The sequence below is a fragment of the Mammaliicoccus fleurettii genome (assembly GCF_003970575.1).
GTDB lineage: Bacteria > Bacillota > Bacilli > Staphylococcales > Staphylococcaceae > Mammaliicoccus > Mammaliicoccus fleurettii.
Genome location: NZ_RXWZ01000213.1, coordinates 1 through 10,774 on the forward strand (window position 1 = coordinate 1; position 10,774 = coordinate 10,774).

9 protein-coding genes and 1 pseudogene are annotated in these 10,774 nt (G+C 32.1%); 4 read left to right on the top strand and 6 right to left on the bottom strand.

Going from position 1 to position 10,774, the window contains the following annotated elements:
• Window positions 1-153: 153 nt before the first annotated feature.
• Both CD129_RS12465 and CD129_RS12470 read right to left on the bottom strand, forming a co-directional pair.
• Entirely contained in the window at window positions 154-1,701 is a 1,548-nt protein-coding gene (locus tag CD129_RS12465) for a solute symporter family protein (protein WP_107509909.1), read from the bottom strand.
• Window positions 1,698-2,009 carry a DUF485 domain-containing protein gene (locus tag CD129_RS12470; RefSeq protein ID WP_107509910.1) on the bottom strand — a complete coding sequence of 104 codons (312 nt, stop codon included), beginning with the start codon at window positions 2,007-2,009 and terminating at the stop codon, window positions 1,698-1,700. Before CD129_RS12470 ends, CD129_RS12465 begins: the two co-directional genes overlap by 4 nt.
• Window positions 2,010-2,270: 261 nt before the next feature.
• Between CD129_RS12470 and CD129_RS12475 the strand changes: the two are divergent.
• The 3 genes and pseudogenes from CD129_RS12475 (at window position 2,271) to gmpC (ending at window position 4,829) form a co-directional block, all read left to right on the top strand.
• Window positions 2,271-3,290, top strand: a pseudogene (locus CD129_RS12475) (methionine ABC transporter ATP-binding protein).
• Window positions 3,290-3,949 carry a methionine ABC transporter permease gene (locus tag CD129_RS12480; protein WP_078357027.1) on the top strand — a complete coding sequence of 220 codons (660 nt, stop codon included), beginning with the start codon at window positions 3,290-3,292 and terminating at the stop codon, window positions 3,947-3,949. The pseudogene CD129_RS12475 and the gene CD129_RS12480 overlap by 1 nt, the downstream one beginning before the upstream one ends.
• Window positions 3,950-3,986: 37 nt before the next feature.
• Window positions 3,987-4,829 (top strand): dipeptide ABC transporter glycylmethionine-binding lipoprotein, encoded by an 843-nt coding sequence (gmpC, locus tag CD129_RS12485; RefSeq protein WP_115337156.1) that lies wholly within the window; start codon window positions 3,987-3,989, stop codon window positions 4,827-4,829.
• Between the two features lie 45 nt (window positions 4,830-4,874).
• On the opposite strand, the gene CD129_RS12490 is transcribed toward gmpC, so the two are convergent.
• The 3 genes from CD129_RS12490 to CD129_RS12505 all read right to left on the bottom strand — a co-directional run bounded on the left by CD129_RS12490 (window position 4,875) and on the right by CD129_RS12505 (window position 7,823).
• Window positions 4,875-6,164 carry a cation:dicarboxylate symporter family transporter gene (locus CD129_RS12490; RefSeq protein ID WP_078357095.1) on the bottom strand — a complete coding sequence of 430 codons (1,290 nt, stop codon included), beginning with the start codon at window positions 6,162-6,164 and terminating at the stop codon, window positions 4,875-4,877.
• A gap of 240 nt (window positions 6,165-6,404) precedes the next feature.
• A complete protein-coding gene (locus tag CD129_RS12495) occupies window positions 6,405-6,803 on the bottom strand; it encodes a DUF4870 domain-containing protein (RefSeq protein ID WP_107509912.1) in 399 nt (132 codons plus the stop codon).
• A gap of 456 nt (window positions 6,804-7,259) precedes the next feature.
• Window positions 7,260-7,823 carry a CHAP domain-containing protein gene (locus CD129_RS12505; RefSeq protein ID WP_078357024.1) on the bottom strand — a complete coding sequence of 188 codons (564 nt, stop codon included), beginning with the start codon at window positions 7,821-7,823 and terminating at the stop codon, window positions 7,260-7,262.
• A 376-nt stretch (window positions 7,824-8,199) separates the two neighbouring features.
• Between CD129_RS12505 and nhaC the strand changes: the two genes are divergently transcribed.
• Window positions 8,200-9,594 carry a Na+/H+ antiporter NhaC gene (gene nhaC, locus CD129_RS12510; RefSeq protein WP_078357023.1) on the top strand — a complete coding sequence of 465 codons (1,395 nt, stop codon included), beginning with the start codon at window positions 8,200-8,202 and terminating at the stop codon, window positions 9,592-9,594.
• A gap of 42 nt (window positions 9,595-9,636) precedes the next feature.
• On the opposite strand, the gene CD129_RS12515 is transcribed toward nhaC, so the two are convergent.
• Window positions 9,637-10,431, bottom strand: coding sequence for a CHAP domain-containing protein (locus tag CD129_RS12515; RefSeq protein WP_115337158.1), 795 nt, complete (start codon window positions 10,429-10,431; stop codon window positions 9,637-9,639).
• Window positions 10,432-10,774: the final 343 nt, after the last annotated feature.

Consider the following 10,774-nt stretch of genomic DNA (forward strand, 5'->3'; position numbering starts at 1 on the left):
ATATATTAACACCTTATTAAAAAAAATAAAATCATAAGGTCTATTTTAGTATGCCATTTTTTAATACTAGTACTTGACTAATCGTAGGAATGGAGGCTGAGACAAATTAATTGTCTCAGCCTCGTCTGTTTTTTGGTAAAAATCATTTCTATCTTAATGTGAAATATCTGAAGTAGATATACCTGTAGCTGCCTTAACTTGTACTTCTCTGAATTTATCATGAGATTCATTCTTGCCTAAGAATGTACCTAGGAATGCTCCTAAGAAACCTGCTGGTACTGAAATAATAGCAGGATTAGATAACGGGAAGATAGGTGACATTGTAATAAATGCTGTTCCATCAGGATTCATGACATTAGGGCTTAGTATAACAAGTACTAATGAAACAATTAGACCTACAGCTATACCGACAATTGCACCTTGAGTATTAAATCTCTTCCAGAATATTGTAAATACGATTACTGGTAAGTTTGCACTAGCTGCAACACAGAATGCTAGTGATACTAAAAATGCAACGTTTAAGTTTTGAGCAAATAGTGCTAATACAATTGATATTACTGAAACAGCTAAAGAAGCTAATTTAGCGGCTTTCATTTGTTCACGTTCTGTTATTTTCCCTTTTTTAATAACTTGCCCATAAATATCATGTGCAAATGCAGATGCCCCAGTCAGTACAAGACCTGCAACTACAGCTAAGATAGTGGCAAATGCAACTGCTGAAACAAATGACATTAAGAAATCTCCACCTAATTTAGCAGCTAATAACGGTGCGGCCATATTACCTGCAGGGTTAGCAGCAATGATTTCTTCACGAGTTAATAAAGCTGCAGCACCGAACCCTAAGAATATAGTTAATATATAAAAAATACCGATAATCCAAGTTGCCCACATTACAGAGGATCTAGCTGTTTTTGCATCTTTAACTGTAAAGAAACGCATAAGAATATGTGGTAAGCCTGCTGTACCAAATAATAAAGCTATAATTAGCGATATATTATCTAATGGAGGTTTACCTTGTGAACCTGGATTAATAAAATCTCCTTTAAAGTCGGCGGATTTGATGTTTTGCATCTCTCCGAACATTGTAGATATGTTGAAATTAAAATGAAGTAAAACTAAAAACGTGATAATAACTGTACCAATCATCAATAACACAGCTTTAACCATTTGTACCCAACTTGTTGCAGTCATACCTCCAAAAAGTACATATATAGTCATCATAATTCCAACTAATATGACAGCTAGTATATAAGGAATACCAAACAGTAATTGAATAAGCGCGCCAGCACCAACTAACTGTGCCAACATATAAAAAATAACGATTGTGATTGATGAAACTGCAGCCATTGCTCTAACTTTCTTAAGTTCAAACCTTGCTGCGATCATATCAGCTAATGTATATTTACCTAAGTTTCTTAATGGTTCAGCAACAATATACAATACGATTAGATAAGCTGTTAAATAACCGATACTATAGAAGAAACCATCAAAGCCCCATAATGCAATTGCACCTGCGATACCTAGAAATGATGCTGCTGATAAGTAATCACCAGCAATAGCTAAACCGTTTTGCCATCCTGTAAGGCCTCCACCTGCTGTATAAAAGTCATTAGTCGATTGAGTTCTTTTAGATGCAAAATATGTAATAAATAATGTAATGCTGACAAATATTAAAAACATTATAACTACTATTGGATTCATCTTTGTTGCTCCTCTCTATATGTCTTTAATAATGCTTCAGCATCTTTATCAAAAGATTTAGCTTTACGCATATATAAAGTTACAAGTGTCCAAACCATAATAAAAAGCAATAGTGCATAAATCCATGCCCATGAAATATTCCAAAATGCGATGTTATTTAAGAATGTTGTATAACCGGTAAATACTGGGAAAAGAAGTGTAGCAATAATAAAGAAGATAGAAATAGGAAAAATAAAAGCATTTCTTTTTTTAACAAGTTCTTTAAATTTCGGATCATTCGCTAAACGTTTATAATCATGCTCTGCCATTAAAATAACCCCCTTTTATTTAAATGTAAAAATACATCTTAGGTTTCATTTTATTAATATGTCACAAAATTGTCAATAAAATATTGTTAACGCTTACATTAATTAAAAAGTATATAGTAATTGGATTTCAATAAATTATGAGTAAAAATACTATCTTAAAATAAGAATATTTAGAAAAATTTGAAATTTAGTGTTGACGACAATGATAAACATCAATATAATTCTTATCATATTAATAAGAATTCGAAGGGATAATTGCATATGATAGAGTTTAAAAATGTTAATAAGGTTTTCCAACAAAAGAATTCTAAAATACAAGCATTAGAAGATGTAAGTTTTAAAGTTGAAGAACAAGATATATTTGGTGTTATAGGGTATAGTGGCGCCGGTAAAAGTACTTTAGTAAGGCTTGTAAACGTGTTAGAAGAAAAAACATAAGGAGAAGTTATTGTAAATGGGCATGACATCAATCAATATTCAAAAAAAGAATTGCAAAGTGTAAAAAAGAATATTGGTATGATATTTCAGCATTTTAACTTATTAAATTCTAAAACTGTATTTAATAATGTTGCGATGCCATTAGTTTTACAAGGAACAAATAAAAGCAAAATTAAAGAAAAAGTTGATGAGTTATTAAAATTTGTTGGATTAGAGGATAAAGGAAAGCAGTATCCAAATGAATTATCAGGAGGACAAAAACAAAGAGTAGCAATTGCTAGAGCACTGGTAACGGATCCAAAAATACTATTATGTGATGAGGCAACTAGTGCGCTTGATCCAGCAACTACGGATTCCATTTTGAAATTGTTAAAAAGAGTCAATGAACAATTTGGCGTTACGATACTATTAATCACTCACGAAATGAGTGTTATTCAAAAAATATGTAATAAAGTTGCAGTAATGGAAAATGGGAAAGTGATAGAAATAGGACCGGTATTAGACGTCTTCAGTCATCCTCAGACACTAACTGCAAAGAACTTTGTCTCGACAGTAATTACAACAGATATTTCGCCGAATTTACGTAAATTAATTCCAGAGAATCAGAATGCAACAGACATTAAGTTATATATAGATGGAGAGCAAGTCACACAATCTATAATTAATGATTTAATTACTAAGTATCACGTTCAAATTAATGTCTTATTTGCCTCAATGTCTGATATTCAAGGTATTCCAGTTGGGTATTTAACATTACGCTTAAATGGAGAGCAAAAAGCAATTCAAAATAGTTTTCAATATTTAAATGAATTAAATATTGAGTTTGAGGAGGTTGAAGCATAATGTTTGGCTCATCATTAGATTCATCCCAATTATTAGATTCGATATATCAAACGTTATATATGGTAACAGTATCTTTAGTGATTGGTGCTTTGATAGGTATTCCATTAGGTATATTACTCGTTATAACAAGAAAGAATGGTATTTGGGAGAACAGTATTATCTATTATGTTCTCAATCCAATTATAAATATTTTTAGATCTTTACCTTTTATTATTTTATTAATTGCAATCGTACCATTCACAAAATTAATTGTAGGTACATCCATAGGTACATCGGCTGCGATTGTACCATTAACAATATATGTAGCACCATACATAGCTAGACTAGTGGAGAATTCATTATTAGAAGTAAATGCTGGTGTTATTGAAGCGGCTCATTCTATGGGGGCATCACCAATTCAAATAATTAGATATTTTTTATTACCAGAAGCTTTAGGTTCATTGATTTTAGCATTAACAACATCAATTATAGGATTGATTGGTGCTACAGCAATGGCAGGAGCTGTTGGAGGTGGCGGTATAGGTGATTTAGCACTTGCATACGGCTATCAAAGGTTCGATACAATCGTTATCATAATTACAGTTATCATACTAGTTATTATGGTACAGCTCATCCAATCTTTAGGTAATGTGTTATCTAGACTTGTTAGAAGAAGTTAAGTTATTAATTATTCATAAATTTAAAGGAGTGCTTTGAATGAAAAAGGTTTTAACATTGATAGTGGCATTAGTATTGATATTGGCAGCTTGTGGAGACAAAAAAGACGATAAAAAAGTAACAATTGGCATTGCCTCAAATGATACAGCAGTGTGGGATAAAGTGAAGGAACTTGCTAAAGAAGATGGAATAGATATAGAAATCAAACAATTCTCCGATTACAATGTTCCAAATAAAGCTTTATCTGATGGAGATATTGATTTAAACTCATTCCAGCACTTTGCCTTTTTAGATCAATTTGAAAAAGCAAATAAAGGAACGGATATTACACCGATTAGAACCACAGTCTTTGCGCCATTAGGGATTTATTCTAAAGAAATTAAAGACATCAAGAAGTTGAAGAACGGAGCTAAAGTCGTTATTCCAAATGACGTATCAAACCAAGCTAGAGCTTTAAAGCTACTCGAAAAAGCAGGGTACATTAAACTTGATAAGAATTTTGGTTTAGATGGAGGTCCTAAAGATATTGTTGAAAATAAAAAGAACTTAGATATTAAAGCTGTAGATGCTCAACAAACAGCAAGAGCAATAGACGAAGTAGATATATCTATCATTAATAATGGTGTTGCTTCAAAAGCAGGGCTAGATCCTAAGGAAGATCCAATATACTTAGAAGATCCTGATGCAAATGTAGCTAAACCATACATTAACTTTATTGCAGCAAATACTAAAGATAAAGACAACAAAACTTACAAAAAAATAGCGGACTTATATCATTCTGAAGAAGCTAAAGATGCTTTAAAAGAAGATACTAAGGATGGAGAAATTATTGTAGATTTAAAACAAGATGAAATTAAAAAAATTCAAGATTCATTAAAATAAAACAAAATAAAAAAGATTCGGCTCCCCTTAGCCGAATCTTTTTTTTTAAGCTTTTTTAAATGTTTTAAGATATTCTTGTCCTTTTTTAGCGTCATATTTATTTTCCCATTTAGAGATAACGACTGTTGAAAGTGCATTGCCGACAACATTAACACATGTTCTCATCATATCTAATAATCTGTCTATACCTATAATTAATGCTAAACCTTCAGGATTAAGGCCCATAGATCCTAAAGTTGTGATTAAAACAACTATTGAAGTACCAGGAACTGCTGCCATCCCTTTAGAAGTAATCATTAAAGTAAACATTAATATCAATTGTTCTACAAGTGTTAAATGCACACCATACATCTGTGCAACAAACAATGCTGCTATTGATTGGTATAATGCAGAACCATCTAAATTAAACGTGTATCCAGTTGGTACAACAAATGATACAACATCTTTTGGTGCACCGAACTTTTCCATTTTTTCCATAACAGATGGAAGTACTGTCTCTGAACTTGAAGTAGAGAATGCTAATAATAAATCATCTTTTAATATACGAATAATAGAGAATATATTAATTCCACAAATTTTTGCTACTATTCCTAATACGACAATAATAAAGAAAGCCATAGCTCCAACTACAACTGCCATTAATTTTATAAGTGGAATTAACGCAGATAAACCGAATGTCATGATAGTTACACAAATAAAAGCAAAGACACCATAAGGCGCTAATCTTAAAATTCTATGTATCATCCAGAACACTGCTTCTAAAGTACCACTTAAAACATCTTTGACAGGTTGACCTTTTTCTCCTATAGCTGCTATTGCTAATCCAAAGAATACAGCAAAGAAAATAATAGGAAGTAATTCTCCTGCAGTTAACGCTTCGAATATATTTGTAGGGATAATTCCAACAATAGTATCAATCATATGATTCCCATAAGTAGATTTCTCTGCTGCATCAGCAGTTTGTTCATATTTAGAAATATCACCTTTAGGAAGTTTGTTTGCGTCTATTCCTAAACCAGGTTTAAACAGGTTTCCAAACAGGATACCTAATCCAATTGCGATAGTAGTGATAATTTCGAAATACAAAATCGTCTTCCAACCATATCTACCAACTGTATGCATGTCACCAACATTAGATATTGATAATGCCAGTGAACAGAATACGATAGGTATCACAATCATTTTAATAAGATTTAAAAATATATCACCAACAGGTTGTATAAATTTAATTAATTGATCTTGTCCATTTAAAAAATAACCTACAACAACACCTAATATTAAAGCAATTAATATTTGTGTAGGTAAGCTTATATATCTTCTTCTTGGTTTTTTCAATTTTTGATCCAAAAAAACTTCTCCTTTAAAGCGCTGTAGTATAAAATGCAAAAAAAAATTATGCCTTCCTTCTATGGAAGTGCACAAAGAACGTTGAAAAGGGGATTTACAAAATTAGTACTCTCTTTTGAGTATAAGAGTATACGTAATTTTAGCATCATTAGTTATTATAGTAATTAATCAGTTTTTCTCTAAAAAAGAAAAAGAACACTTTTGTGGGTAAAAGTGTTCTTAAAAATATTACTTTATGATTCTAATTGAAAACGGTGGTAAATAAGTTTCGCCATTATAAGACTTCATAGCACCTATAATCGTAAATACGAATAGTAAAACAGTTAAAATAGGTATTAAAATAAAGCCAATTAAAATTAAGCATAATAAACCAGCAACAATACTCCAAATAGTATATGAAATAAAGAAGTTTAAGAAATCTTTACCAACTCTATCGACAAAAGGTGAACCATCTCTTTTAATTAACCATATGATAAGTGGTCCAAATAGAGATGTAAAGAAACTTGTAAGATATATCAACATACCGAATAATCTATCATCATCAGTGGTATTTGTATTTTGATGCAATTGAGCATTATCTTCATTTAAAGTTGACTGTTGAAATGGATTTTGTTCATTATTATTCATAACTTTTCCCTCCTTGATTAATTTAAGTATACAATTTTCAAAGCAAATAGCCAATTATAAAAAATGGTGGTAAGAGTGTGTGTAAGAGACATAATTCCGAGAAATGTCCGTAAGAAGTAGTATCTAAGGAGCACAATTCAGAATTTTGCCAGTAAGAAGAGTCTAAGGAGCATAATCCAGAATTCTGCCAGTAAGAAGAGTCTAAGGAGCACAATTTAGAATTCTGCCAGTAAGAACAATCTAAGGAGCACAATTCGGAATTCTGCCAGTAAGAACAGTCTAAGGAGCATAATTCAGAATTCTGCTAGTAAGCGCAATCTAAGGAGCACAATCCAGTATTCTGCCACTAACCATAACCGAAATCTACATTATAAAAACGCACATAAAAAAAACCTCCCTATCCTAAATTATATCTAAAGGATTGGGAGAGTTTATAATATTATAATTCATTGTTTTTTAGTGAATGTAGTTGTAAGATCCAGCTTCTGATGCTGAGATTGTACGAGATGATACTACGCCTTCACCTTGGTAGTTCATTTCTGAAACTTCGATACTACCGTCTGAGTTTACATTTTCAACGTAAGCTACGTGACCGAATGCTCCAGCTGATGATTGTAAGATTGAACCTTCTTTAGGTGTATTGTTTACTGTATGGCCGTCAGCTGCTGCATTTGAAGCCCATTGGTTAGCGTTACCCCAAGTTGCACTGATTGGGTCTCCGTCAGCTTGTTTTTTGTCAAATACATAATAAGTACATTGTCCAGCTGTGTATAAGTTAGCTGATGAACCTGATGTTTGAGTTGCAGTTTGAGTTACTGATGAAGAAAATGACTGACTCATGTTTGAAGTGTTGTAATTTTGGCTATAGTTATTAGTATAGTTAGAACTAAAGTTTTGAGTTTGAGTTTGTTGAGAAGCTTGAGTGTTATTATAAGTATCTGCTGAAGCTTCTTCTCCACTTCCTATAACTGTTGTTGCTAATCCCGTAGTTAGTACTGCTAATGTTGTTAATTTTTTCATTTTAAATATTCCTCCGTGAATTTCGTATATGTTTTAATTTATAATTTGAGTTTTAGTTATGTCGTTTTCCGACGACAAATATTACTTTAACAGATGAATTTAGCTTTGTGTTGATTTTCATACAGTTGTTACTTAATCATAATGCTATTCAATCTTTTAGTAATATTCTTGAGAAATTATGACAACTAGTAATATGGGGTTAGCATTATCATTATAGGGTTTTGGTTAAATTGTGAGAAAACGACTGTCATTTTCTTGTAATATTATATTTACGTTATTAATAATTTGATGATGAGTAGTTAGCATAAATTGCAACTGCTTTTTTACTATATAAAATGAAGTTTTTGTCTATTTTTATAAGTAGAGGGGGAATTATATGAAGAGACTACCTACTTTGTTTGAAGCGATTTCCAGTATTGTAGTAATGGGACTAGTAGTATTGGTTGGTTTTGGTATATTGCATTATCCAATTCAACCATTATTAATTATTGCAGCGGTATACGCGAGTTTTATAGCATTTAGAGTAGGTTTATCATGGGAAGATTTACAAGATGGCATTACAAAAAGACTCGCTACAGCTATGCCAGCTATATACATAATTTTTTCAGTAGGTATTTTAATAGGGACATGGATGTTTTCCGGCACTGTTCCAGCATTAATTTATTATGGATTAGAATTGATTAATCCGACATATTTTTTAGTAACAGCATTTATTATTACAGCAGTTACATCTGTAGCAACAGGAACTGCATGGGGATCGGTTGGAACTGCAGGAATTGCTTTAATTGCAATTGCTAGTGAAATGAATATTCCAACAGGTATGGTTGCAGGTGTTGTAATAGCTGGTGGTGTTTTTGGAGATAAAATGTCACCACTTTCTGATACAACTAATTTAGCAGCCTTAGTAACTAAAGTTAATATATTTAAACATATTCAACATATGATGTGGACAACAATACCTGCATCAATAATTGGATTAATTGTATGGTTTATTGCAGGATTGCAATTTAGCTCTGAAAATATTGAAAATAAACGTATGAATATTTTATTAAATAATATAGGTGAGGCTTTTAATTTAAATTTTTGGGTATGGTTACCAGTAATCGTTATTGTTGCCGGTATTAGTATTGGAAAACCAACAGTACCAATGATGTTGTTATCAAGTTTAGTAGCCATGTTTGTAGGTGTTATAAACAATGGATTTGAAATAGTTGATGCGTTTAATGTGACAATGAACGGATTCGATATAGGTATGACGAGTTTATCAAGTAATGAAGTATCGAATTCAATGCTAGATCTCGTTAAACGTGGTGGCATTATGAGTATGACTGAAATAGTTGTTACTATTTTTTGTGGTTATGCATTTGCAGGGATAGTTGAAGCTTCTGGTAGTTTGAAGGTTATATTAACAACTATATCTAGCAAAGTTTCAAAAGATTCACATCTTATATTAGTGACAATAGCTGGAAGTTTAATACTTGTATTTGCTGCCGGTGTTGCATCAGTTGTGATTATTATGATTGGTGTATTATTGATGGATATGTACAATGAGAGAAAGTTGGATCGTGTAAATCTATCTCGAACATTAGAAGATTGTGGAACGATGGTATTACCATTTATTCCGTGGGGGACATCAGGTATTTATTACCGTGATTTATTACATGTTTCGTTAGGAGATTTCTTCTGGTGGGCAGTGCCATGCTATTTATGTGTATTCTTCGCAGCATTTTATGGTATCACAGGTATAGGTATTAAAAAAATAAAAGCATAAAAAAAGAGCAATCATATGATTGCTCTTTTTTATATATTATTCTTAGTGAATGTAGTTGTAAGAACCAGCTGCTGAAGCTGAGATAGTACGACTTGAAACAACACCAACACCTTGGTAGTTCATTTCAGAAACTTGGATAGAACCGTCAGAGTTTACTTTATCAACGTAAGCTACGTGACCATATCCACCAGCTGTAGATTGTAAAACTGAACCTGAAGCTGGTTTGTTGTTTACAGTGTAACCTGATTGAGCTGCTGCGCTAGCCCAGTTATTTGCGTTACCCCAAGTGCTACCTAAGTCAGAACGTTTGCTGAATGCATAATAAGTACATTGACCTGAAGTGTATAAGTTAGCTCCTCCGCCAGTTGATGGGCGTGAAGTTGATGTAGATGTAGTGCTAACGTTTGAACTTGAGTTTGATGTAGTAGTTGCATTGTTACTTGATGATGGTGCTTGTGTAGTAGTAACATGTACGTTATTTTGGTTTGAAGAAGAATTATTTGAATCTCCTAAACCACCACCATTTGGTGCAGCATTGAATGCTGGTTGTGAATAATTTGTATTTGAAGCTGCTTCGTTATTTGAAGAAGCTGTATTGTTTGATGATGTAGTGTTAGCTACTTGTTGTTGAGCTTGGTTACCATATTGAGATGAAGGATTCCAGTTACCTTCCCAAGTGTAATGGTAGTTACCTTGTTGGTCGATTGTATAATTGTAAGAATAAGAATAAGGATCGTTTGGGTTATATCCTTGGTTGTTTTCTGCTGCGTCTGCGTCATGTGCCATAAATGTTGCGATTCCCGCTGTTGCGATTGCTGCTGTTGCTAATTTTTTCATAATTTGTAAATCCTCCTAGATAATTTAAAAATATTTTTTTCGTATATGTTTTATGTTTTTTTCTAATAAGTTTTTTTCTCTGCTGTTTATCAACAAAATCTACTTTATCAGAAATGAATTACTTTGTGTTGAATGTTAAAGCTTTGTAATTTAATTTAAATATCTAATGATTTCATGTAATAATTCCGAATATTTCGCAATGATTAAGAAATGCTGTAGCAACGGTGTTTCTAGGTGTAAAATCGAAGAAAGTCTATTTCTTTGTTACACGTTTGTAATATTTAAGACATAATAAAATATTTGACTTTGCTAATTAATAATATTATTTATATTTGATTTATAT

Bases quoted from the DNA above. Each gene is read 5' to 3' on its own strand.
- CD129_RS12465 (WP_107509909.1), bottom strand. From the start codon at position 1,701: ATGAATCCAATAGTAGTTATAATGTTTTTAATATTTGTCAGCATTACA.
- CD129_RS12470 (WP_107509910.1), bottom strand. From the start codon at position 2,009: ATGGCAGAGCATGATTATAAACGTTTAGCGAATGATCCGAAATTTAAA.
- CD129_RS12480 (WP_078357027.1), top strand. From the start codon at position 3,290: ATGTTTGGCTCATCATTAGATTCATCCCAATTATTAGATTCGATATAT.
- gmpC (WP_115337156.1), top strand. From the start codon at position 3,987: ATGAAAAAGGTTTTAACATTGATAGTGGCATTAGTATTGATATTGGCA.
- CD129_RS12495 (WP_107509912.1), bottom strand. From the start codon at position 6,803: ATGAATAATAATGAACAAAATCCATTTCAACAGTCAACTTTAAATGAA.
- CD129_RS12505 (WP_078357024.1), bottom strand. From the start codon at position 7,823: ATGAAAAAATTAACAACATTAGCAGTACTAACTACGGGATTAGCAACA.
- nhaC (WP_078357023.1), top strand. From the start codon at position 8,200: ATGAAGAGACTACCTACTTTGTTTGAAGCGATTTCCAGTATTGTAGTA.
- CD129_RS12515 (WP_115337158.1), bottom strand. From the start codon at position 10,431: ATGAAAAAATTAGCAACAGCAGCAATCGCAACAGCGGGAATCGCAACA.